This window comes from Micromonospora sp. NPDC049081 (genome assembly GCF_040648835.1).
GTDB classification, from domain to species: Bacteria; Actinomycetota; Actinomycetes; order Mycobacteriales; family Micromonosporaceae; genus Micromonospora; species Micromonospora antibiotica.
Window position 1 is genome coordinate 1 of sequence record NZ_JBEZEK010000025.1, and the last position, 23035, is coordinate 23035.

Here is a 23035-nt window from a genome sequence, read left to right on the forward strand (position 1 = left end):
AGCATCACGATCGAGTCCTTGCCACCGGAGAAGAGCAGCACCGGCCGCTCCATCTCGGCGACCACCTCACGCATCACGAAGATGCTCTCCGCCTCGAGCGCGTCGAGGTGGGAGACCTGGTAGAAGCGGCCGGGGGCGGTCATGCCACAGGCTCGATCGGCGCGGATCCGTTCATGGATTCCAGACCTTTCCGGTCGGACAAATCAAAAACAGCGCTCAGGCTACCCGGAATGCCTCTGCAGCGCTGCAAGCAACCGGCTGGCGAGATCCTTGCGGCAGACCAGCAGGTCCGGCAGGCGCGGATCCGCCTCGTTGTATCTCAGCGCAGAACCGTCGATTCGGGAAGCGTGCAGCCCGGTGGCCGTCGCCACAGCGATCGGGGCCGCCGAATCCCACTCGTACTGGCCGCCCGCGTGGATGTAGGCGTCGACGTCACCGGTCACCACCGCCGCGATCTTTGCCCCCGCCGAACCCATCGGCACCAGTTGGGCGCCCACATCATCGGCCAGGTCGGTGAGGAAGGCCGGCGGTCGGCTCCGACTCGCCGCCAACCGCAGCGTACGGTCGCCCGACGTCGCCGCCTCCACCGTCATCGGCGGGTACGCCGGCGGATAGTCAGTGCCCAGCACCCGGTGCTGCGCCGGCAGACCCACCGCGCCCGCCACCAGCCCGTGCGGCGTCGGCGCGTTGCGCGCCCAGAGCGCCACGTGCACCGCCCAGTCGGCACGCCCCTGCTCGGAGAACTCCCGGGTGCCGTCCAACGGGTCGATGATCCACACCCGGTCGGCGGTCAGCCGGGAGACGCCGTCCGTGGAGTCCACCAGCCGGGACCCCTCGTCCTCCTCGGAGAGGACGGCGTCACCGGGCCGCCACTTCGCCAACTCGCTGCGGATCAGATCGTGGGAGATCTTGTCCCCGGCCGACTTCAACGCCGCCGCGTCCGCGAACCCCATCTCGTCGCGCAGCGCCAGCAGGGCCTGCCCGGCCCGGTCCGCCAGCCAGCGGGCGAACGCGCCGTCGATCATCGGAGGACTGCCCACGAACTCGCTCCCGTCCCAACCACGGCCCGTTGGGGGCACGCCACGTCAGAACGCGCAGACTACCGCCCTCCCCGCCGCGCCACGAGTACGCCCCCGCGAAATCAGGCCCCGTGGTAGGCGTTCTGGGTCGGCTCCACACCCTTGCTGACCACCGACTCCACCATGTCAGCAGCCCGATCCACCAGAAACTCCAACTCCTTGCGCTCCGCGGTGCCGAAATCCGACAGCACGAAATCCGCCGGGTCCTGCCGCCCCGGCGGCCGGCCGATGCCGAACCGCACCCGCACGTAGTCCTTCGTCCCGAGCGACTTCGACATCGAGCGCAGACCGTTGTGCCCGCCCTCGCCACCGCCCTGCTTCACCCGCAGCTGCCCGTACGGGATGTCCAACTCGTCGTGCACGGCGATCACCCGGTCGACCGGGATCTTGTGGAACTGCGCCAGCGCGGCCACCGGCCCACCGGACAGGTTCATGTACGTCTGCGGCTTGAGCAGCACCAGCTTCGGCCCACCGAAACCGAGCCGCCCCTCGGCGACGTCCGCCACCACCCGCTTGTACCGCCCGAACCGCCCGCCCAGCCGTACGGCGAGCAACTCGGCGACCATGAAGCCGACGTTGTGCCGGTTGCCGGCGTACTCCCGACCCGGATTGCCCAGGCCGACCACCAGCCACGGCCCCGTCTCGTCCGTCACGTCCCGTACCTCCCGCTCGCCGTCTGCCCACCGCCGGTGCCCCGATACGCCGGCAGGCGCCCCCGCGACGGGAGCGCCTGCCGTGAACGATGCGACCGGTCAGGCCTCGGTCTTCGCCTCGGTGCTCTCCGCGCCCTCGGCGGCCGGAGTCTCGCCGGCCTCGGCGGTCTCCGCACCCTCGGCGGCCTCTTCGGCCTCCGTCGCCGGGGTCTCGATCTCGGGCAGGGTCGCCTCGAGCTGCTCGGCGGTCGGGGCGGCGGTCACCGAGGCGACCGTCTGGTCCGCGTCGGCGGCCAGCTCGACACCCGAGGGCAGCTCGACGTCGGCGGCGGTGACCTGGCTGCCGGCCTCCAGGCCCTCGATCGAGGCCTCCAGGTGGTCCGGCACCTTGGTGGCGTCGGCGGTCACCGAGAGGGTGTCGTGGTCGTGCACGATCAGGGTGTCCCGCGCGGCCTCACCGGTCAGCTGGACCGGGACGTCGACGGTGACCTTCTCGCCCCGACGGACCAGCAGCAGGTCCACGTGCTCGAAGCTGTCCCGGATCGGGTCACGCTGGATCGCCTTCGGCAGGGCCAACACCTGGGTGCCGTCGCTGACCTCGATCGCGAAGAGCTGGTTGGCACCGCCCTTACGGATCGCGGCGGCGAACTCCCGCGCCGGAAGCGCGATGTGCTTGGGCTTCTCGCCGTGGCCGTACAGCACGGCGGGCACCTTGCCGGCCCGGCGGGTACGACGGGCACCACCCTTGCCGAACTCCGTACGGGGCTCGGCGCTGATCTTTACCTCGGACACGGGAAAACTCCTGATGCTCAACGCTACGGCGGCTTGTCGTCTGGCGGTGCTGGGGCGAGGGGCTCGCTTGGGGCTCATGCGTCATGAACGACTGCCCGGAGCACCGCGTCGATGACGGTGCCTCCGTGCGGCGCTCGATCAGCGACCCGCCGGGCACCCTCGCCGTGGCAACCGCACCAGTCTACCCGAGGTCTTTCCGCGCTCTCCGGCAGTCCCCGTCTCCGGGCGCGGCCCCGCCCCACCGGGCCGGACCACACCGTCGGCCGCGCCGCCCGACGTGCCCCGACCGAGCCGGCCCACCGGGCCCGGACCACATCGCCGGACGCGGCCCCGGCCACACCGGCCCACCGGCCCGGGACGCCGTCGTGCGCCGTCCCGGGCGGCGGTCAGCCGCTGCTGCTGACCAGGTGCCCCGTCAGCTCAGGCCACCGAAGAGGGTGGTCACCGATCCGTCGTCGAAGACCTCCCGGATCGCCCGGGCCAGCAGCGGCGCGATCGACAGCACGGTGAGCTTGTCCAGTTGCTTGTCCGCCGGCAACGGCAGGGTGTTGGTCACCACCACCTCGGTGATCGGGCTGTTCTTCAACCGCTCGGTCGCCGGGTCGGACAACAGGGCGTGGGTGGAGGCCACCACGATCTCCGCCGCACCGGACTCCTTGAGGATCTCGGCCGCCTTGGCGATCGTCCCCCCGGTGTCGATCATGTCGTCGACGATCAGGCAGACCCGGCCCTCCACCTCGCCGACCACCCGGTTCGCCACCACCTGGTTGGGCTTCAACGGGTCCCGGGTCTTGTGGATGAACGCCAGCGGGCAGCCGCCCAGCCGGTCCGTCCACCGCTCCGCCACCCGCACCCGACCCGAGTCCGGGGCCACCACCGTCATCGGCCGGCCGGCGAACTTGTGCTCCACGTACTCGGCGAGGATGTCCATCGCGAAGAGGTGGTCCACCGGGCCGTCGAAGAAGCCCTGGATCTGCGCGGTGTGCAGGTCGACGGTGAGGATCCGGTTCGCCCCGGCCGTCTTGAGCAGGTCGGCCACCAGCCGCGCCGAGATCGGCTCCCGGCCGCGGTGCTTCTTGTCCTGCCGGGAGTACGGGTAGAACGGCAGGACCACGGTGATCCGCTTCGCCGACCCCCGCTTCAACGCGTCGACCATGATCAGGGTCTCCATGACCCAGGTGTTGACCCCGTGCGTGACGGACTGCACCACGAAGGCGTCCGAACCACGTACCGAGTCGCGGAACCGTACGAAGATCTCACCGTTGGCGAACTCGTACGCGTCGGAAGGGGTCGGCGCCACGCCGAGCACCTCACCGATCTCCTTGGCCAACTCCGGAAAGCCACGTCCGGAAAAGAGCATCAGGCTCTTACGGTTTTCGGCGACGATGCTGCCCATGGGCCCGTCTGCTCCCGTTGGTCGGTGGTGCCCGGCGGTGGTGGGCCGGGGTATTCGGTTGCAGTATGCCCCGGCCCCGCCGACCCTCACACCGTCTCGGCACCCCCGTGGATTGCCTCACCTTCACTTGCCGACGGCGACCCGCCCGACGCATCCTCACCAGCCGCGCGGGCCTGCTCCGCCGCGCGTGCGGAGACCGTGCCCGGCCGGTTGCGCAGCACCCAACCCTCGATGTTGCGCTGCGGTGCCCGGGTCACCCCCAACGCCCCCGGCGGCACGTCCTGGCTGAGCGCGCTGCCCGCCGCCACGTACGCCCCCGCACCCACCTCGACCGGTGCGATCAGGTTGGTGTCGCAGCCGACGAACGCGCCGTCACCGACCACCGTGCGGTGCTTGTTCACCCCGTCGTAGTTCACGAAGATCGTCGCCGCGCCGATGTTCGCCCGCGCCCCGATCGTCGCGTCCCCCACGTACGACAGGTGCGGCACCTTCGCGCCCGGCCCGACGTCGGAGTTCTTCACCTCGACGAAGGTGCCCACCTTCGCCTTCTCGGCCAGCCGCGCCGCCGGCCGCAGGTAGGCGTACGGGCCGACGCTCGCCCCCGGGCCCACCTCGGCACCGGTGGCGTGGCTGCGCAGCACGGTCGCCGCCGGGCCCACCACCGTGTCGATCAGCGTCACGTCCGGCCCGACCACCGCCTCGGCCCCCACCACCGTCGCGCCACGCAACTGGGTGTTCTGGTCGAGCACCGCGTCCCGCTCGACGGTGACGGTCACGTCGATCCAGGTCGTCGCCGGGTCGAGGATCGTCACCCCGGTCCGCATCCACGCCTCGTTGACCCGGTCCCGCAGCAGCCGGCGCAGCCCGGCCAGCTCCACCCGGTCGTTGCAGCCCAGGGTCTCGACGTGGTCGGCGGCCACGTGCACGCCCACCGGCTCACCGGCCGAGACGAGCAGCCCGAAGACGTCGGTGAGGTACTCCTCGCCCTGGTCGTTGTCGGTGGACAGCTTGCCCAGCGCGGCCCGCAGCCGGGCCAGGTCGAAGGCGTAGATGCCGGCGTTGATCTCCCGCAGCGCGCGTTGGGCGGGGGTCGCGTCGCGTTCCTCGACGATCTGCTCCAGCCGGCCGGCGGCGTCCCGGACGATCCGCCCCAGGCCGGTCGGGTCGGGCACCTCCGCGGCGAGCACGGTGGCCGCCGCGCCCTCACCCTCGTGTGCCGTGACCAGTGCGTCCACCGTCCCGGTCCGCAGCAGCGGCACGTCCCCGTTGATCACCACGACGGTGCCGGTGGACTCCGGCACCGCGTCCAACGCGATCCGCACGGCGTGTCCGGTGCCGAGTTGCTCGGCCTGGAGGACCCCGGTGGCGTCCGGGGCGATCTCGGCCAGGTGGGCGCGTACCTGCTCGGCGCCGTGCCCGACCACCACCACGGTGCGGTCCGCGCCCAGCGGGCCGGCGGCGGCCAGCACGTGACCGAGCAGCGTCCGGCCGAGCAGTGGATGCAACACCTTGGGCAGCGCCGACTTCATCCGCTTGCCCTCCCCGGCGGCGAGCACGACGACGGTACGGCGGTGGGGCTGGGACACGGGTGGGCTCCCGTCGGGGAAGGCGACAGTCTCGCCGCCATGCTAACCAGACGGTGGGGACACTTCGCCCCTTACCCCGATCGGGGAGGATGCGATGGACGGCTCGGCCGCCAGGGTTCGAACCTGAAACACGGGTACCAAAGACCCGGGTGTTGCCAATTACACCACGGCCGAATGTGACGCAAGACAGCTTAGCGCCTCCGCCGGGCGGCCCCCACCCCTACGTGATCTTCTCGTCCGGGTCGAGGGGCAGGTGCCTGACCCAGAGGTAGGCGGTCGACTTCGCCACCCCCAGCCGGACCGCGATGTCGTTGACCGAGCGACCCTCACCGCGCAGTGCCACCGCCGCCGCGCGCAGCCCGTCCTTGGCGGTCGGCCGTCGGGTCCACGCCGGTGCCGCAACGCCGCGCAGCAGCGCGTACACCCGGTTGCGGCCCAGACCGGTGCGGGCCTGGATCTGCCGGACGGAGAGCCCCTCCTCAATGCGCAGCCGGCGCACCTCGGCGGCCGTGGGATCGGTCATGCCCGGCAGATTAGAACAGACGTACGACATCAGGTCGACCGCCGTGCCGCCGGGCAGCCCGGCGGCGACCGGGGGTGCGCGGAGGTCCGTCGGCAGCCGCGCCCTCCCGGCACCGGGCCGTGGTCGAGCGGGTGCGGGAGCCGGTGCGGCGCCGAACCCGGCGGTGCCGGGGTGGATCACCTGGCAGGATGGCCGGGTGACCGAGACAGGCGGGCACGACCGGAGCATTCCACGACAGGGCGTCACCGAGCGCCGACGAGGTGACGACATGGCGCAGGCCCCGGATGGGGAGAACACCGGTGCCCGACGGGCGCTGTCGGCGGCGGACGCGAAACCGGCGTCGCGGGTACGGATGTCGGCCGCGCGGCGGCGCGAGCAGCTGATCGCGATCGGTCGGCAGGTCTTCGCCGAGAAGGGCTTCGACGCGACCTCGATCGAGGAGGTGGCGGCGCGGGCGCAGGTCTCCAAGCCGGTGATCTACGAGCACTTCGGCGGCAAGGAGGGCCTGTACGCGGTGGTCGTCGACCGGGAGGTGCGGGCCCTGCTGGACCGGCTCAGCACGGCGCTGACCGCCGGTCATCCCCGGGAGTTGCTGGAGCAGGCGGCGCTGGCCCTGCTGGGCTACATCGAGGAGGAGACCAGCGGGTTCCGGGTGCTGGTGCGGGAGTCGCCGTTGATGTCGGCGACCGGCAACTTCAGCAGTGTGATGAACGACGTGGGACACCAGGTGGAGCACATCCTGGCGGCCGAGTTCTCCAGCCGGGGCTACGACCCGAAGCTGGCCGAGCTGTATTCGCAGGCGCTGGTGGGGATGGTGGCGTTGACCGGCCGCTGGTGGTTGGAGGTCCGCAGGCCGCGTAAGGAGACGGTGGCGGCGCACCTGGTGAACCTGGCCTGGAACGGGCTGTCCCACCTGGAGGCGAACCCGGGCCTGATCACCACCCGCCAGCCCGGCTGAGCGACGGCTCAGCGGGCTGGGTGGAGCCGGTCGGCCCGTTCCTGTTCGGCGTGCTCGTCGGTGCCGATCTTGTCGTACAGGCCGGTGGCGAGGAGCAGCAGCCCGAACAGCAACGAGACGATCACCGTCGACATGGAGAAGTTGAGGACGTTGGCCCGGGTCTGGAGCACGCTCATCATCGCGATGCCGGTGACCATGAAGACCACCCCGGCGGTGAGGTTCATGACGTGCCCGAGGTTGCCGCGCCGGGACGCCCCGATGATCAGGACGAGCCCGAAGAGCACCGAGACCAGCGAGAACGCCAGGTTGGTACGCAGGCCCAGCGCCCAGTGACCACCCCGGGCGAAGAGCGGCTCACCCCAGGTCTGCACGACGCCCCACACCCCGAAGACCAGGATGTAGACGCCGACGAGCCCGGCGAAGACCCGGTACAGCGGGCGGGCCGGGTGGTTGACCGGAAAGTGCGCCATGGCCCCTCCTCCACGCGGACGCGATATCGGGAGAATTGTCCCCCGTCCCGCCGTCCGGCGTGGGCGAAACGCCAGGCACCCGGCCCACCCCGCGAGCCGGGTCAGAGCACCAGGCGGGCCTTCTGCCAGGCTTCCTGCTCGTCGTCGGTGCCGACCTTGCCGTACATGCCGACCATCAGCAGGACGAGGCTGAGCGTCATCAGCACGACCACCGTCAGGATGCTGAAGTTGACCACGTTGGCGTCGGTCTGCAGGAAGGCCAGGCCGGCGAGGCTGATCACCATCAGGGTGTAGGACAACCACTGGTTGATCGCCACGTCGAGGTTGCGGCCGATCACCGTGCCGACCAGGATGACCACCCCGAACAGCACGGACAGCAGCGAGAACCCGAGGTTGGTGCCCTGACCGAGGACCTTGGTGTCGTCCTGGGCGAAGATGTCGTTGCCGGCGCTGGCGATGACGCCGAGCGCGCCGAAGACCACGAGGTAGAGACCGATGAGCCCGCCGATCGCCCGGTAGACCGGCCGCGCGGGGTGGTTGACGGGGGTGTGGGCCATGACTGTGTCTCCAACGCCGTTCGAGGTGAGGGTCGCCGACGATTGTCCCGTACGCCGGGGTGTGACGCCGCACACGGGGTCGTCCCCGGTCTACAGGGGCGGGATCTCCTCGGCCAGGGTCAGCCAGGTCTCCTCGGTCCGCTCCCGTTCGGCGCGTACCTCCTTGAGCTGCGCGTCGAGGTCGGCGACCCGGGCGTAGTCGGTGGCGTGCGTGGCGAGCTGGTCGAGGAGGGCGGCCTCCTTCTGGTCGAGCTTGCCGATCTGCCGTTCCAGCCGGGTCAGCTCCTTGCGGCCCTGCCGGGCGTCGGCGGCGGACATGCCACCCCCGGCCGGGACGTCGGGCGTGCCGGTGGGGGCGGTCGCCGTCCGGGCCGGGCCGGGTCCGGCGGCGCGGGCCAGGTACTCGTCGACGCCGCCCGGCAGGTGCACCAGCCGCCCGTCGCCGAACATCCCGTACGCGGCGTCGGTGACCCGTTCGATCAGGTAGCGGTCGTGGCTGGCCACGATGATCGTGCCGGGCCAGGAGTCGAGCAGGTCCTCCAGCGCGGCGAGGGTGTCGGTGTCCAGGTCGTTGGTGGGCTCGTCGAACAGCAGCACGTTGGGCTCCCCGGCGAGCAGCCGGAGCATCTGCAACCGGCGGCGCTCCCCACCGGAGAGGTCGCTCACCGGGGTCCAGAGCCGCCGGTCGTCGAAGCCGAACACCTCGGCGAGCTGGGCGGCGGAGATCTCCCGGTCACCGAGCTGCACCCGGCGGGCGACCTCCTCGACGGCCTCCAGGACGCGCAGGTGGCCGGGGAGTTCGGCGAGCTCCTGGGAGAGGAACGCCGGCTTGACGGTGGACCCGGTGTGGAACCGGCCGCCGTCGGCGCGGGTGATGCCGGCCAGCAGCCGCAGCAGGGTGGTCTTGCCGGCCCCGTTGCGCCCGAGGATGGCGATCCGGTCGCCGGGGCCGACCTGCCAGGTGGTGTCGTGCAGGATCTCCTTGGGGCCGGCGTGCAACCGGACGTGCTCCAGGTCGTACACCTGCTTGCCGAGCCGGGCGGTCGCCATCCGCTGCAACGACATGGTGTCGCGCGGCGGCGGCACGTCGTCGATGAGCGCGTTGGCGGCGTCGATGCGGAACTTCGGCTTGGAGGTACGGGCGGGCGGGCCGCGCCGCAGCCAGGCGATCTCCTTGCGGAGCAGGTTCTGCCGGCGGGCCTCGGTGGCGGCGGCGACCCGTTCCCGCTCGACCCGGGCCAGCGTCCAGGCGGCGAAGCCGCCCTCGTAGGCCCGGACGGTCTGGTCGGCGACCTCCCAGGTGGTGGTGCAGACCGCGTCGAGGAACCACCGGTCGTGGGTGACCACGACGAGCGCGCCCCGGCGGCCGACCAGGTGTTTCGCCAGCCAGTCGACGCCGCCGACGTCGAGGTGGTTGGTGGGCTCGTCGAGGATGAGCAGGTCGGACTCGCGGACCAGCAGCGCGGCCAGGGCCACCCGACGGCGTTCGCCGCCGGACATCGGGCCGACCGGCTGGTCGAGGCCGAGGTGGGGCATCCCGAGGCCGTCGAGGATGGCCCGGACCCCGGCGTCGCCGGCCCACTCGTGTTCGGCGCCCATGCCCTCGGCGAGCCAGGCGGTGCCGAGCACCACGTCCCGGACGGTGGCTTCGGGGGCGAGGGTGAGGGCCTGCGGCAGCCAGAGCACCCGCAGGTCGCGGCGGTGGGTGACCCGGCCGTCGTCGGGGCCCTCCTGCTTGGTGAGCATCCGCAGCAGGGTGGACTTGCCGGCCCCGTTGAGACCGACCACACCGATCCGGTCGGCGTCGTCGAGGCCGAGCGAGACGTCGGTGAGCAGCGGCCCGGCGGCGCCGTACCCCTTGGACACCCGGTCCAGGTTGACGATGTTGGCCACGGTCCCACCTCTCATGATCAAGGCGTCCCGGTGCCGGCGGGCACCTCGGGACGCCTGGGGCAAGGGTACGCGGGCACCCGCGCCGCCCCACCCGCCCGTGCCGCAACCGGGGTCGGACCGCCCCGGACAGCAGGTCGAGGCACGTTGATCAACTCATCGGGCCGATGTTGCGGGTTCCCGGTCGCCGGATACCGCGACCCCGGCCCACGGGAGCCGATCCCGACCCCGGGGAAGGCTCAGCCGACGCGGGCACCGGGCACGGGGCCGTGGGCCACCCGGGTCTCCCGGCACACCCCGGCGGATTCCACCTCGGCCGCGATCCGCTGCGCGTCGGCGGCGTCCCGGGCCAGGAAGACGCAGGTCGGACCGGAGCCCGAGACGATCCCGGCGAGCGCCCCGGCGGCCTCCCCGGCCTTCAACGTGTCGGCCAGGGCCGGGCGCATCGACAGGGCGGCGTCCTGCAGGTCGTTGCCGAGGCAGCCGGCCAGCACCCGGGGGTCACGTTGGCGCAGCGCACCGAGCAGGCCGTCGGTGCTGCCCAACGGGGTGCCGGCGGTGCCGGCGTCGCGCAGCCGGTCCAACTCCCGGTAGGCGGCGGGGGTGGACAGGCCGCCGTCGGCGACGGCCACCACCCAGTGCCAGGAGGTGGGGCGGGCCAGCACCGGGCTGACCGCCTCGCCCCGGCCGGTGCCCAACGCGGTGCCGCCGTGGATCAGGAACGGCACGTCCGAGCCGAGGTCGGCGGCGATCCCGGCCAGTTCGTCGCGGGACAGCCCGGTGCCCCACAGGGCGTCGCAGGCGACCAGCGCGGCGGCGGCGTCGGCGCTGCCCCCGGCCAGCCCACCGGCGAGCGGGATCTGCTTACGCAGGTGCAGCCGGGCGTGCGGCAGCACCCCGGCGTACCCGGCGAGGGCGTGGGCGGCGCGGATGGCCAGGTTGGAGTCGTCCAGGGCCAGCTCGCCGGTGCCCTCACCCTCCATGGTCAGGGTGAGCGTGTCGCCCCGTCGGGCGGTCAGCTCGTCGTAGATCGAGATCGCGTGGTACACGGTGTTCAGCTCGTGGTAGCCGTCCCGGCGCAGCGGGCCCACCCCGAGGTGCAGGTTGACCTTCGCGGGCACCCGGACCCGGACCGGTCCGCTGCTGCCGCGCCGATGCTGGTCGTCGTCGTCCGGTCGCCAGGCCTCGGTCACCGGGTGACGTCCCACCGGCACGGGCGGATGTCGAACGGCATCTCCACGATCAGCTCCTCGGCGGAGTCGGCGGCCGGCGGCGAACCGGCCGGCAACCAGGTCGTACGCGCAGGTGCGGCGTGTCCCTCGGCGGGCACGGCGTCAGCCTACTGTGCGACCGGCGCGGCGGTCGGAGCCGACGCGGCGATCGCCGCGAACTGCTCCACGGTGAGTGACTCCCCGCGTGCACCGGGGTCCACCCCGGCGGCGGTGAGCGCCGCGGCGGCCCGGTCGGGGCCGCCCGCCCAGCCCGCCAACGCGGCCCGCAGCGTCTTCCTCCGCTGGGCGAACGCGGCGTCGACCACGGCGAAGACCGCCTGCCGGGGCACGTCGTCGCGGGGCGGTTCGCGGCGGGTGAAGGCGACCAGTCCGGAGTCGACGTTCGGCACCGGCCAGAACACGTTCGGGGGCACCCGACCGGCGGCACGGGAGCGGGCGTACCAGGCGAGCTTGACCGACGGGATGCCGTACACCTTGGAGCCGGGGCCGGCGACCAGCCGGTCGGCGACCTCCTTCTGCACCATCACCAGCCCGTGCCGCAGGGTGGGCAGCCCGGCGAGCAGGTGCAGCACCACCGGCACGGCCACGTTGTAGGGCAGGTTCGCCACCAGCGCGGTGGGCGGCGGGTCGGCCAGGGCGTCGGCGGTGATCCGCAACGCGTCGGCCCGGTGCACGGTGAGCCGGGCGGCGGCCGGGCCGGCGTGGGCGGCGGCGGTCTGCGGCAACGCGCCGGCCAGCACCGGGTCGATCTCCACCGCGTGTACGTGGGCGGCGACCGGCAGCAGGGCCAGGGTGAGCGAGCCGAGCCCGGGGCCGACCTCCAGCGCCACGTCGTCGGGGGTGAGCCCGGCGGTGGTGACGATCCGGCGGACGGTGTTCGGGTCGTGCACGAAGTTCTGGCCGAGCTTCTTGGTCGGGTTGACGCCGAGGCGCGCGGCGAGTTCCCGGATCTCCGCCGGGCCGAGCAGGCCGGTCACCCCCCGAAGCGTAGTCGCGGGTTCCGGGCCGGTCACCACGGGCCGAAGACCCGGTCCCCGGTGGCGGAGATGGCCGCGCACAGCTCGTCGAGGTCGGCCCCGGTGGTCTCGGCCAGCGACCGCACCGTCAGCGGGATCAGGTACGACGCGTTGGGCCGGCCCCGGTGCGGCATCGGCGTCAGGTACGGCGCGTCGGTCTCCACCAGCAACTGGTCGATCGGGGTGAGCGCGGCGGCCTCGCGTAGCGCGGCGGCGCTGCCGAAGGTGACCGTGCCGGCGAAGCTGAGCAGGTGGCCCCGGCGGACGCACTCGCGGGCGAAGTCGGCGTCGCCGGAGAAGCAGTGCAGCACCACCGTGTCCGGGGCGCCCTCGTCGTCGAGGATGCGCAGCACGTCGGCATGCGCCTCCCGGTCGTGGATGACCAGGGCCTTGCCGTACCGCTTGGCGATGGCGATGTGCGCCCGGAAGCTCTCCTCCTGGGCGGCCCGGCCGTCGTCGCCGGTGCGGAAGAAGTCCATCCCGGTCTCGCCGACGCCCCGGACCCGGTCCCGGGCGGCCAGCGTCTCGATCTCGCGCAGCGCGGCGTCCAGGTCGGCCAGCCGGGGTGCCTCGTTGGGGTGCAGCGCCACGGTGGCGAGCACCGCCGGGTACCGGTCGGCGACGTCGGCGCCCCAGCGCGACGAGTCGACGTCCACCCCGACCTGCACGAGGCGGTCCACGCCGACGGTGGCGGCCACCCCGATCGCGGCGGCCACCGGGTCGGTGGTGTCGCCGCCGGGCGCCCCGGCCTCGGCGACGGTGATGTCGAGGTGGGTGTGGCTGTCCAGCACGGGACGGGGCAGCGGCGGCGGGGCGGGCGGGAACTCACCGGCCCGGCGGGCGGCGCGCTGCTTGCGGGATTCGGTCGGTCCGGTCATCGCGGTCAGCATCACACACCCGGCGTCCCGGTCGGCACCGACCCGCACCGGGTCGGTGCCGCCGACGGCGTCGGTGGATCGAGGGGTGGCGGCGGGACGGCAGGCGGCGGGACGGCCAGGCCGGCGCGGTGGGTCCCGGGTCGGGAGCGTTCCCGGTACGCCACCGGATGTTCACCGGGCCGGCATCTGACCGGCTTAGCCTCGCCGGGATGAGCGTCACCGACCGGGCCAGCGGCGCCGCCTCCGAGCGGACCGGGTTACGCGTCACCTACGGCGGGGTGGTCCACCCGGCGGAGGAGCTGGCCCGGGGCGCGGCCTACGAACTGTTCAGCGCCGAGGCGGCACCCGGCTTCGAGTGGGCGCCCCGCCCGGGTTCGACCTGGCCGTGGCGGCGGTTCGTGCACGTCACCGAGGTGACCGAGGTGACCGGCGGCGGGACACCGGCCGAGGAGCCGGAGGCGGCGCTGCTGATGCCGGTGCACCGGGACCGGGGCTGGTCGTACGTGCACCAGCTCAGTCAGCAGCCGACGGCGGCCGGCGACCCGACGGTGGTTGCGGTGCGCGGGTCGGCGGTGCTGCGCCGGGGCACCCGGATGGTCAAGGTGCTCTCGGCCCGGCAGCTCGCCGGGTACGTACGGGGTTGGTTGCCGCACGGTTTCTGCTACCGCGAGCACGACGTGGCGCACCTGCGTACGCCGGCCGCGCTGGCGGTGCTGCGCGGTGACGGCACCAGTGGCGACGGCACCGACATCGGGTACGCGCTGCGCTGGCGGGCCGCCGACCCGGGCGACTACGACGTGCCGGTCGGCGAGGCGCACCGCGGCCTGCTGGGGTTGGCGCCCCGGGAGCGGCTCGGCCCGCCGGTGCTGGGCACCGGGTTCGTGCCGAGTTCGGCGCAGTTGATCCCCGAGTTCGTCACCCGGGACTTCGCCGACCTGCCGATGCCGGCCAACGCCACCCTGCTGGCGTACACCGCGGAGGGGGCCGAGGTGGTGCTCTACAGCTACCAGGCGGAGCAGCGGGGCTGGTTGCGGATGGTGGGGCCGCAGTGGCGGCACCTGCTGGCCGCGGTGCCGGGCCTGTCGCCCGACCAGGAGTACGTGCCGACCGGCGAGGTGCCCCGCTCCACCCAGCTCGTCGGCGGGTACGCGGGTGGCGAGTACGAGGCGGTGGCGGACCTGCCGGGCGGGTTCCGGGTGTTGGCGATGACCCGGGCGGCCCGGTACCCGGTGGACCAGGTGGCCCGCCGGCTGCGGTACGTCCGGTGGCGGGGGGTGCCGTGCCTGGTGCTCCGGGAGGAGGCGGGCTGGTTGCGGCTGCGGCTGCGCCGCCCCGATCCGGACGCGGTGCGCGACACCGGGGCGCAGTGCCACGAACGGGGCGTGTACGAGACGTGGGCGCCGACCGCCGAGGTGACCGACGACCAGGTGGTGGACCTGCCGTACGCGCTGTGAGGGCATACCGGGGGTCGGTCGGGGAAAGCGCGGGGGGTCCGACACCGACGGATCAGGAGAAGCGCATGCCCTTCATCACCGTGGGTACGGAGAACTCCGCCCCCATCGACCTGTACTACGAGGACCACGGTCAGGGTCAGCCGATCGTGCTGATCCACGGCTTCCCGTTCAACGGGGCGACCTGGGAGAAGATGTCGGGTCCGTTGCTCGCGGCCGGGTACCGGGTGATCACGTACGACCGGCGGGGCTTCGGCAGCTCGGCCCAGCCGGCCATGGGCTACGACTACGACACGTTCGCCGCCGACCTCGACGTGCTGATGACCGAGTTGGACCTACGTGGCGCGATCCTGGTGGGTCACTCGATGGGCACCGGTGAGGTGACCCGCTACCTCGGCACGTACGGGTCGAACCGGGTGGACCGGGCGGTGCTGATGGCGCCGCTGGCGCCGTACCTGTTGCAGACGAAGGACAACCCGGAGGGTGTCGAGAAGAGCCTCTTCGACGGGTTCCAGCAGGCGATCATCGCGGACCGGTTCGCCTACCTGACCCAGTTCTGCGACGCGTTCTTCAACTACTCGGAGAACAAGGGCAAGTGGGTCAGCGAGGAGGCGTACCGGGCGCACTGGCAGATCGGTGCGCAGGCGTCGGCCAAGGGCACCCACGACTCGGTGGACGCCTGGCAGACCGACTTCCGGGGCGACGTGCCCAACATCGACGTCCCGGTGCTGATCATCCAGGGCGACAAGGACAACGTGCTGCCGTACCCGAAGACGGGTCAGCGGTTGGCGCCGATGCTGCCCAACGGCAAGCTGGTCACCCTGAAGGGTGCGCCGCACGGCATTCCGTGGACGCATCCGACCGAGGTGAACCGGGCGCTCATGGAGTTCGTCGGTGCGCCGTCGATGGCCCGCGCCTGACGTTGTGCCGGCGCGGCCCCGGGGGGTTCCCCCGGGGCCGTTGCCCGTCCGTGGCGGCCGGTCAGCTCTCCAGCCGGGCCAGTTCCTCGTCGACGATCGACGGGTCGAGCTTGCGGAAGACCGGCTTGGGCGCGGTGAGCGGCCGGCCGGCCGGTAGCGGCACGGACTCCCAGCGCGCGCCGACCGTGTAATCCCCGGTGAGCACCGGGTAGCCGGGGCCGCCGTCGAGGTCGTCGACCTCTTCGAGGACCGGCATCGGGGCGTGCACGCCGGTGCCGCCGAGCAGCTCGTGGATCTGCTGCGCGGAGTGCGGCAGGAACGGGGTGAGCAGGGTGTTGGCGTCGCTGATCACCTGGAGGGCGACGTGCAGGATGGTGCCCATCCGGGGCTTGTCGGCGTCGGCCTTGAGCTTCCAGGGGGCCTGTTCGGACAGATAGCGGTTGGCCTCGGCGACGACCTTCATGGCCTCGCCGATGGCCTGCTTCTGCCGGTGCCGGGCGATCAGGTCGCCGACCGTGGCGAAGCCGGCGCGGGCCACCGCGAGCAGCGCCTCGTCGGCCTCGGTGAGCCCGGCCGGGTCGACCGGCGGGACCGCGCCGAAGTTCTTGGCCGCCATGGAGACCGACCGGTTGACCAGGTTGCCCCAGCCGGCGACGAGTTCGTCGTTGTTGCGGCGGAGGAACTCGGCCCAGGTGAAGTCGGTGTCGTTGCTCTCCGGGCCGGCGACGGCGATGAAGTAGCGCAGCGCGTCGGCGTCGTAGCGTTCCAGGAAGTCCCGGACGTAGATGACGACCTTGCGGGAGGAGGAGAACTTGCGCCCCTCCATGGTCAGGTATTCGCTGGAGACGACCTCGGTGGGGAGGTTGAGCCGGCCCAGATCACCGGGCTGGCCGTCGTGCGCCCCGGCCCCGGAGTAGCCGCCGAGCAGGGCCGGCCAGATCACCGAGTGGAAGACGATGTTGTCCTTGCCCATGAAGTAGTAGCCCGGGGAGTCCTTGCCTTCCCCGTCGGCCGACCACCACCTGCGCCACGCGTCCGGGTCGCCGGTGCGGCGGGCCCACTCGATGGACGCGGACAGGTAGCCGATCACCGCGTCGAACCAGACGTAGATCCGTTTGTCACCGCGGTCCTGCCAGCCTTCGAGGGGGATCGGTACGCCCCATTCGAGGTCCCGGGTGATGGCCCGGGGCTGGAGGTCGTCAAGCAGGTTGCGGGAGAAGCGCAGCACGTTGGGCCGCCAGCCCTCGCGGGTGTCGAGCCACTGGCGCAGCGCGTCGGCGAGGGCGGGGAGGTCGAGGAAGAAGTGTTCGGTCTCCACGAACTCCGGCGTCTCGCCGTTGATCTTGGACTTGGGGTCGATCAGGTCGATCGGGTCGAGCTGGTTGCCGCAGTTGTCGCACTGGTCGCCGCGGGCGCTGTCGTAGCCGCAGATCGGGCAGGTGCCCTCGATGTAGCGGTCGGGCAGGGTCCGCCCGGTGGACGGGGAGATCGCCCCGGTGGTCACCTTGGGGACGATGTAGCCGTTGCGGTGCAGCCCGGCGAACAACTCCTGCACCACCGCGTAGTGGTTGCGGGTCGTGGTCCGGGTGAACAGGTCGTACGACAGGCCCAGCGCCAGCAGGTCCTCGGCGATCACCCGGTTGTACCGGTCGGCCAGCTCGCGCGGGGTGACCCCCTCGGCGTCGGCCTGCACCTGGATCGGGGTGCCGTGCTCGTCGGTGCCGGAGACCATGAGCACGTCGTGACCGGCCATCCGCATGTACCGGGCGAAGACGTCGGAGGGTACGCCGAAGCCGGACACGTGGCCGATGTGGCGCGGACCGTTGGCGTAGGGCCAGGCGACCGCGGCGAGAACGTGACTCATGACCAGCAAGCCTAGTGACCCGGGTCGGGGGGCGGCGAACCAATAGGGTCACCCGCGCCGCAGCGGCGGGAATTGCCGTCCACCGGAATTGCCCACCGACACGCGGAGTCAGCTCACGGACACCGAGCGCCACGCGGTGTCCAATGGCTGACGTGACGGGCAGACGATCGGGGCACGACGAATCGACGGCGGGCACCCGACGACCACCGCGTCCGGGCCCCGGGGACGGCCCGCCGCCGCGCGGGTCGACCGTCGCCCCGCAGCCCCGACCCGTCCCCGGCCCGGATGACGCGACCGTCGAGGTCGAGCCGACCACCGGAGCGCCGGTCGACGCGGTGCCCCGGCGGGTCCCGGTCCGTCAACCGCGCAAGCACCGCCCCGGCCGCTCCCCCGACGGCGGTACGGACGACGACTCCTTCTTCTGGGCCCCGATCGAACAGGTGCACTGGGACGGCACCCCGCTGCGCAAGGAGCCGAAGCAGCGGCTGCGGTCCCCGCGCCGACCCCGGCCCACCCGGCTCACCCATCCCCCGGACCCGGTGCGGGGGCTCGCCGTACTGCTGGCGTTGAGCCTGGTGGCGGCGTTCTTCGCCTGGGTGAGCGCCGGGCCGCTCTGGCTGGCCGTCGGGCACTCCACGAGGGGGACGGTGATGATCACCCACTGTTCGGGCGGTGGGCTCACCCAACGCTGCCGGGGCATCTTCGCCGCCGACGACGACCGGTTCCTGGTCCACGGGATACGGGTCAGCGGGGTCCCCGCCGATCACACCGACACCGGCACCACGCTGCCGGCGCGGGTGACCGGGCCGGGCGCGGACACCGCGTACGTGGACACCGGGGCGGGTGCGCACCTGCGCTGGCTGCTCGGCCTGCTGGCGGTGGCCGGCTGTTCGGCGGGGATCGTCCGGTGGACCGGGGCGAGCCTGCTGGCCGACCCCCGGCAGCGCCGCTGGGCGACCGGCGGCGGGTACGCCGGGCCCGTGCTGATCACCCTCGGCTTCCTCGTCGCCGCCTGGTGAGGCGGGCCGACCGGCACGCGTCGCGGTCCAGCGGATCGGCCCGTACCACGGCTCAGCGGTGCACGACGGTGTACACGTCCCGGCGGCGCAGCCCGTACCCGGTGGCCACGTCGCTGATCGCGTCCCGCCGGGACATGCCGGCGGCCTCCCGGTCGGCCACCCGGGCCCGCAGCGTGTCGTCGTCGGGGCGCTCGGCGGGGGTTTCCGGCGCCCCGGCGACGACCAGGGTGATCTCGCCGCGCGGTTCACCCTGGGCCGCCCAGTCGGCCAGTTCGCCGAGCGGCCGGCGGACGACCTCCTCGTAGGTCTTGGTCAACTCCCGGCAGAGCGCGGCGGGCCGGTCGACGCCGAACGCGGCGGCGAGGTCGGTCAGGGCGGCGGCGATGCGGTGCGGGGCCTCGAAGAGGACGAGGGTGCGCGGTTCGGCGGCGAGCGCCTTGAGCCGGGCCCGCCGGCCGCCGGGTGAACGGGGCAGGAAGCCCTCGAAGCAGAACCGGTCGCTGGGCAGCCCGGACAGGGCCAGGGCGGTGGTGACGGCGCTCGGGCCGGGCGCGGCGGTGACCGGCACCCCGGCGTCGAGGGCGGCGGTGACCAGCCGGTAGCCGGGGTCGGAGACGCTGGGCATGCCGCCGTCGGTGACCAGCGCGACCAGGTAGCCCTCCCGGAGCACGTCGACCAGTTCCGGGGTACGGCGTTCCTCGTTGCCCTCGAAGTAGGAGACGATCCGGCCGCCGACGGTGACGCCGAGATCGCGGGCGAGCCGGGTCAGCCGGCGGGTGTCCTCGGCGGCGACCACGTCGGCGGTGGCGAGGACATCGCGGAGCCGAGTGGACGCGTCGGCCGGGTTGCCCAGCGGCGCACCGAGCAGAACCAGGCGCCCAATCTCGGACATTTCACCCACGAGACGTGCTCCTTCATCGATAGTCGTACCAATCTCGGGGACGATGGGCGCCACCGGGCACCTTCGCAGCCTACGATCGCCGGGTGACGAGTGCGTCGACAGCACAGAGTGCGAGCGCGGACCGGACCGACCCGGAGGCCCCGCCTCCCCAGGGCGGAGGAGGCGGCGTGCCGGCGATCATCCGCCGCAGGCTGGCCACCGTCGAGACCCGGCTGGACGTGAACTCGTGGATCGCCACCGCCGTGGTGGTGACGATCGCCGCCGTCCTGCGCCTGCTCGGGCTGAGCAGCCCCAAAGGCAAGATCTTCGACGAGATCTACTACGCCCGGGACGGCTACGGCCTGATCGACAAGGGCGTCGAGTGGAACTACAAGGACAACGGTCCCTCCTACGTGGTGCACCCGCCGCTGGGCAAGTGGCTGATCGGGCTCGGTGAGTGGGCCTTCGGCTACCAGGACGCGGAGACCAACATCTCCGTACCGGGCCACCTGATGACCACCGCCCCGGAGTTCGGCTGGCGCATCGGCGCCGCGCTCGCCGGCATCGTCTCGGTGCTGCTGCTGACCCGCATCGCCCGCCGGCTGTTCCGCTCCACCACCCTCGGTTGCGCCGCCGGTCTGCTGCTCGCCCTGGACGGCTTCCACCTGGTGCTCTCCCGCACCGCGCTGCTCGACATCTTCCTGCTGCTGTTCGTGCTCGCCGCCTTCGGCGCGCTGGTGCTCGACCGGGACGCCCGGCGACGGCGCTGGGCCCGCGCCCTCGACGAGGGTCTCGACCCGACCCTCCCCGGTCGGGCCGGCCGACCCGCCGGTGGCTGGCGGAACTGGCCCTGGTGGCGGCTGCTCGCCGGGGTGCTGCTCGGCTGCGCGTGTGCGGTGAAGTGGAGCGGGATCTACTTCGTGCCGGTCTTCGGGCTGCTGGTGCTGCTCTGGGAGGTCGGCGTCCGCCGGTCGGCCGGGGCCCGCCGGCCGTGGCGCGACGCGCTCCTGGACGAGTTGCCCTGGCTGGTGCTCGCCGGGCTGCTGGTGGTCGGGACGTACGTGCTGAGCTGGTCGGGGTGGCTGCTCTCCGACGAGGGCTACTACCGGTCCGCGGCCAAGTACCCGAACCTTCCGGGGCTGAACGACACCCCGATCATCGGCGCGCTCAACAACCTCTTCCACTACCACAAGGCGGCGTTCGAGTTCCATACCGGCCTGGAGACCGCCCACAAGTACCAGTCGTGGCCGTGGCAGTGGTTGCTGCTGGGCCGGCCGGTGGCGTTCCACTGGTCCGGTGACGGTGCCTGCGGTGCGCCGACCTGCGCCTCGGAGATCCTGCTCCTGGGCACCCCGCTGCTCTGGTGGTCGTTCCTGCCGGCCCTGGCCGCCACGCTCTGGCTCGGCGTGGCCCGTCGGGACTGGCGGGCCGGGGCGATCCTGGCGGCCGTCGCCGCCGGCCTGCTGCCCTGGTTCTGGTACGCCCTCGACGGCCGGACGATGTTCTCCTTCTACGCCGCCCCGGCACTGCCGTTCCTGGTGCTGGCGGTGGTCTACGTGCTCGGCGCGATCGCCACGCCCACCACCCCGGACCCCACCACCCCGACCGGCCGCGTCCAGCCCGGCACCGCCCCCGACGGCACACCACCCGACGGCACCGCCCCGGACGTCACGCCACCGGACGGCACCGCCCGGGACGACACGCCACCGGCGGGCACCGCCCCGGACGGCACGCCACCGGACGGCACCGCACCCGACGACCCGGGGTCGGACGTCGGCCGACCGGTCGACCCGAAGGCCACGGTCATGGTCGCGCAGGCCGATGCCGCCACGGCTGAGCAGCTCGCCGACCGGCGACTGATCGGCGGGGTCATCGTCGGCGCGTACGTGCTGCTGGTGGCGCTCTGTTTCGCCTACTTCTATCCCATCTTCGTCGGCAACCTCCTGCCGTACGACGACTGGTCCGCCCGGATGTGGCTGGACGGCCGCTGGATCTGACCCACCCCGTCCACCGTTACGCGTCTGCCCCGGACCCGCCCGACCCGACCGGTCGAGGCGGGTCCGGCGCGTTCCGGGACGGTCGTCACCAGGCACCACAGTGGACGAGGGCAGACGGCAGGGTGCCGGCCGACACCGCAGGCACCACGGGTCGGGATCAGACACCTGGCGGACTGGGGAGACGACGGGCCGGCAGCGGGGCGGAAGACCGGAGGCGGATCGCGTCGGCCGGGATCTCCGGGGGGAACCGTCGGCGGCACCGGGAGCGGTGGCGCGGGAGGGGTGTCCCACGAGTGTGCCGCAACGAAAGGACGCGCCCCGATCGCCTGCCACGGGGGAAGCGGGCGATTGGGGCGCGCATGGAGAGCTTAACCACGTTATGCCACCGGCACAACGGGTCGACTTGGGTCAGATTTCCGACCGATGCGTCGCGCGGCAAATGCTTTACATCTAGCATCTAACGGACGGTCGACGGTCATCGATCTCACACCGGTCCGCCGACGCGCCGTGCCGGGCCGACGATCCCGTGGTCGAGACTCACCCGGGTGTACCCCGACGAATCTCCACAGTGGATCTCACTACACTTCGCCCGGTGATCAACACGAGACGACGATCAACGACCGTCCTGATCGGAGTGTTGGCGGCGACCGCGCTGACCGGCCCCGTGCCGGCCCTCGCCGACAACGAGGAGCCCGCCGAGCCACCCAAGGTCGAGCTGGTCCTCGACGTCAGCGGCTCGATGCGGGCCAACGACATCGACGGACGCAGCCGGATCTCGGTCGCCCAGCAGGCGTTCAACGAGGTGGTCGACGCGCTGCCCGAGGAGACCCAGCTCGGCATCCGGGTGCTCGGCGCGACCTACCGGGGCAAGGACAAGAAGCAGGGCTGCCTGGACACCCAGCAGATCGTGCCGGTCGGCCCGGTGGACCGGACCGCCGCCAAGGCCGCGGTGGCGACGCTGCGACCGACCGGCTTCACCCCGGTCGGGCTGGCCCTGCGCTCCGCCGCCCGGGACCTCGGCACCGGCACGACCGCCCGCCGGATCGTGCTGATCACCGACGGCGAGGACACCTGCGCCCCGCCCGACCCGTGCGAGGTGGCCCGGGAGTTGGCCGCCCAGGGCACCAAACTGGTGGTCGACACGCTCGGCCTCGCCCCGGACGAGAAGGTCCGCAAGCAGCTGCTCTGCATCGCCACCGCGACCGGCGGCACCTACACGGCGGCCCAGAGCGCCGACGAGCTGACCGGTCGGATCAAGCAGCTCGTCGAGCGCGCGAAGGACACCTACACCGCCGCACCGACGGTGGTCACCGGCCGGGCCGGGTGCGCCGACGCCCCGTTGCTCGCCCCCGGCGTCTACGCCGACCGGGAGGCGTTCTCCGAGCACCGCTGGTACCGGGTGCCCGTCCGACCGGGGCAGGAGCTGCGCGCCTCGGTCAGCGTGGCGCTGGACCGGCCGGTGAACCCCGACCACGCGGTGCTGCTGCGGGCGACCACCGCCGACGGCCGGGAACTGGTCCGGGGCGTCGACGCGGGCAGCGGTCGTACCGACGTGGTGTCGGCGGGGTTGCGCTGGTCGGGGGCGGAGGACGAGGCGTCGCCGAGCCCGTCGGCCAGCGACGCGCCGGTCCCGGCCACCACGGTCTGCCTGGTGGTCAGCAACGCGTTCGCACCCCGCCCGGGCACCCGGGCCGAGCCGGGCATGCCGGTCGAGCTGACCATCGACGTGGTCGCCTCGTCACCCGCCCCGACCGCGCCGGACCTGGGGCGCGGCTGGGTGCTGCTGCTCCTGCTCACCCTGGCCGGCCTACTCACCGGCCTGGTCGTCGGGCTACTCACCCGCTGGTGGGTGGCGACGTGGAGGACGAACTGAC

General features: G+C 72.7%; 21 protein-coding genes, 1 tRNA gene and 1 pseudogene. 6 read left to right on the forward strand and 17 right to left on the reverse strand.

Going from position 1 to position 23035, the window contains the following annotated elements:
* From AB0B63_RS26755 to AB0B63_RS26790, 8 genes and pseudogenes are all read right to left on the reverse strand, one after another.
* Positions 1-143: pseudogene (locus tag AB0B63_RS26755) on the reverse strand (sulfate adenylyltransferase small subunit); the annotation flags it as partial.
* 78 nt (positions 144-221) lie between these two features.
* A complete protein-coding gene (locus tag AB0B63_RS26760; RefSeq protein WP_357023656.1) occupies positions 222-1025 on the reverse strand; it encodes a 3'(2'),5'-bisphosphate nucleotidase CysQ in 804 nt (267 codons plus the stop codon).
* Between the two features lie 116 nt (positions 1026-1141).
* Positions 1142-1732 carry an aminoacyl-tRNA hydrolase gene (gene pth, locus AB0B63_RS26765; RefSeq protein WP_208570412.1) on the reverse strand — a complete coding sequence of 197 codons (591 nt, stop codon included), beginning with the start codon at positions 1730-1732 and terminating at the stop codon, positions 1142-1144.
* Positions 1733-1831: 99 nt separating this feature from the next.
* The gene (locus AB0B63_RS26770; RefSeq protein ID WP_208570411.1) at positions 1832-2524 is read right to left on the reverse strand and encodes a 50S ribosomal protein L25/general stress protein Ctc; all 693 of its coding nucleotides are present in this window, start codon (positions 2522-2524) and stop codon (positions 1832-1834) included.
* A 415-nt stretch (positions 2525-2939) separates the two neighbouring features.
* A complete protein-coding gene (locus AB0B63_RS26775) occupies positions 2940-3920 on the reverse strand; it encodes a ribose-phosphate diphosphokinase (RefSeq protein WP_208570410.1) in 981 nt (326 codons plus the stop codon).
* 86 nt (positions 3921-4006) lie between these two features.
* Positions 4007-5506: a bifunctional UDP-N-acetylglucosamine diphosphorylase/glucosamine-1-phosphate N-acetyltransferase GlmU gene (gene glmU, locus AB0B63_RS26780; protein WP_219466876.1), complete on the reverse strand. Its 1500-nt coding sequence runs from the start codon at positions 5504-5506 to the stop codon at positions 4007-4009.
* A gap of 102 nt (positions 5507-5608) precedes the next feature.
* Positions 5609-5680: transfer RNA gene (locus AB0B63_RS26785), tRNA-Gln, on the reverse strand.
* A gap of 46 nt (positions 5681-5726) precedes the next feature.
* Positions 5727-6029: a helix-turn-helix domain-containing protein gene (locus AB0B63_RS26790; RefSeq protein WP_357023551.1), complete on the reverse strand. Its 303-nt coding sequence runs from the start codon at positions 6027-6029 to the stop codon at positions 5727-5729.
* A gap of 268 nt (positions 6030-6297) precedes the next feature.
* On the opposite strand from AB0B63_RS26790, the gene AB0B63_RS26795 reads away from it, so the two are divergent.
* Positions 6298-6987, forward strand: a complete 690-nt coding sequence (locus AB0B63_RS26795) for a TetR/AcrR family transcriptional regulator (RefSeq protein WP_208570407.1) — start codon at positions 6298-6300, stop codon at positions 6985-6987.
* A gap of 8 nt (positions 6988-6995) precedes the next feature.
* Here AB0B63_RS26795 and AB0B63_RS26800 read toward each other — a convergent pair whose 3' ends face one another.
* The 7 genes from AB0B63_RS26800 to AB0B63_RS26830 form a co-directional block, all read right to left on the reverse strand.
* A complete protein-coding gene (locus tag AB0B63_RS26800; protein WP_208570406.1) occupies positions 6996-7457 on the reverse strand; it encodes a DUF4383 domain-containing protein in 462 nt (153 codons plus the stop codon).
* Between the two features lie 101 nt (positions 7458-7558).
* Positions 7559-8014 carry a DUF4383 domain-containing protein gene (locus AB0B63_RS26805; RefSeq protein ID WP_357023554.1) on the reverse strand — a complete coding sequence of 152 codons (456 nt, stop codon included), beginning with the start codon at positions 8012-8014 and terminating at the stop codon, positions 7559-7561.
* 90 nt (positions 8015-8104) lie between these two features.
* Positions 8105-9907 (reverse strand): ABC-F family ATP-binding cassette domain-containing protein, encoded by a 1803-nt coding sequence (locus AB0B63_RS26810; RefSeq protein ID WP_357023557.1) that lies wholly within the window; start codon positions 9905-9907, stop codon positions 8105-8107.
* Between the two features lie 236 nt (positions 9908-10143).
* Positions 10144-11097: a 4-(cytidine 5'-diphospho)-2-C-methyl-D-erythritol kinase gene (locus tag AB0B63_RS26815; RefSeq protein WP_208570403.1), complete on the reverse strand. Its 954-nt coding sequence runs from the start codon at positions 11095-11097 to the stop codon at positions 10144-10146.
* Positions 11094-11234, reverse strand: coding sequence for a hypothetical protein (locus AB0B63_RS26820; RefSeq protein ID WP_208570402.1), 141 nt, complete (start codon positions 11232-11234; stop codon positions 11094-11096). The genes AB0B63_RS26815 and AB0B63_RS26820 overlap by 4 nt, the downstream gene beginning before the upstream one ends.
* A 9-nt stretch (positions 11235-11243) precedes the next feature.
* Positions 11244-12113, reverse strand: coding sequence for a 16S rRNA (adenine(1518)-N(6)/adenine(1519)-N(6))-dimethyltransferase RsmA (rsmA, locus tag AB0B63_RS26825; protein WP_208570401.1), 870 nt, complete (start codon positions 12111-12113; stop codon positions 11244-11246).
* A 32-nt stretch (positions 12114-12145) separates the two neighbouring features.
* Positions 12146-13042 carry a TatD family hydrolase gene (locus AB0B63_RS26830; RefSeq protein WP_219466865.1) on the reverse strand — a complete coding sequence of 299 codons (897 nt, stop codon included), beginning with the start codon at positions 13040-13042 and terminating at the stop codon, positions 12146-12148.
* 197 nt (positions 13043-13239) lie between these two features.
* Here AB0B63_RS26830 and AB0B63_RS26835 point away from each other — a divergent pair, with 197 nt between their 5' ends.
* Both AB0B63_RS26835 and AB0B63_RS26840 read left to right on the forward strand, forming a co-directional pair.
* The gene (locus AB0B63_RS26835) at positions 13240-14484 is read left to right on the forward strand and encodes a hypothetical protein (protein ID WP_208570400.1); all 1245 of its coding nucleotides are present in this window, start codon (positions 13240-13242) and stop codon (positions 14482-14484) included.
* A gap of 65 nt (positions 14485-14549) precedes the next feature.
* On the forward strand, positions 14550-15401 hold the full coding sequence (locus AB0B63_RS26840) for an alpha/beta hydrolase (RefSeq protein WP_357023563.1): 852 nt from the start codon (positions 14550-14552) through the stop codon (positions 15399-15401).
* Positions 15402-15462: 61 nt separating this feature from the next.
* Here AB0B63_RS26840 and metG read toward each other — a convergent pair whose 3' ends face one another.
* Complete coding sequence (metG, locus tag AB0B63_RS26845; protein WP_357023566.1) at positions 15463-17265, reverse strand: methionine--tRNA ligase; 1803 nt, start codon at positions 17263-17265, stop codon at positions 15463-15465.
* Positions 17266-17417: 152 nt separating this feature from the next.
* On the opposite strand from metG, the gene AB0B63_RS26850 reads away from it, so the two are divergent.
* Positions 17418-18284, forward strand: coding sequence for a hypothetical protein (locus AB0B63_RS26850; RefSeq protein ID WP_357023569.1), 867 nt, complete (start codon positions 17418-17420; stop codon positions 18282-18284).
* A gap of 52 nt (positions 18285-18336) precedes the next feature.
* Here the strand turns inward: AB0B63_RS26850 and rsmI are convergent, their stop codons facing one another.
* Positions 18337-19185 carry a 16S rRNA (cytidine(1402)-2'-O)-methyltransferase gene (rsmI, locus tag AB0B63_RS26855; protein ID WP_208570397.1) on the reverse strand — a complete coding sequence of 283 codons (849 nt, stop codon included), beginning with the start codon at positions 19183-19185 and terminating at the stop codon, positions 18337-18339.
* An 83-nt stretch (positions 19186-19268) separates the two neighbouring features.
* Here rsmI and AB0B63_RS26860 point away from each other — a divergent pair, with 83 nt between their 5' ends.
* Together AB0B63_RS26860 and AB0B63_RS26865 are read left to right on the forward strand one after the other, a co-directional pair.
* A complete protein-coding gene (locus AB0B63_RS26860) occupies positions 19269-21161 on the forward strand; it encodes a phospholipid carrier-dependent glycosyltransferase (RefSeq protein WP_357023572.1) in 1893 nt (630 codons plus the stop codon).
* Positions 21162-21753: 592 nt separating this feature from the next.
* Positions 21754-23034, forward strand: a complete 1281-nt coding sequence (locus AB0B63_RS26865) for a VWA domain-containing protein (protein ID WP_357023575.1) — start codon at positions 21754-21756, stop codon at positions 23032-23034.
* The last annotated feature ends 1 nt before the right edge of the window (position 23035 follow it).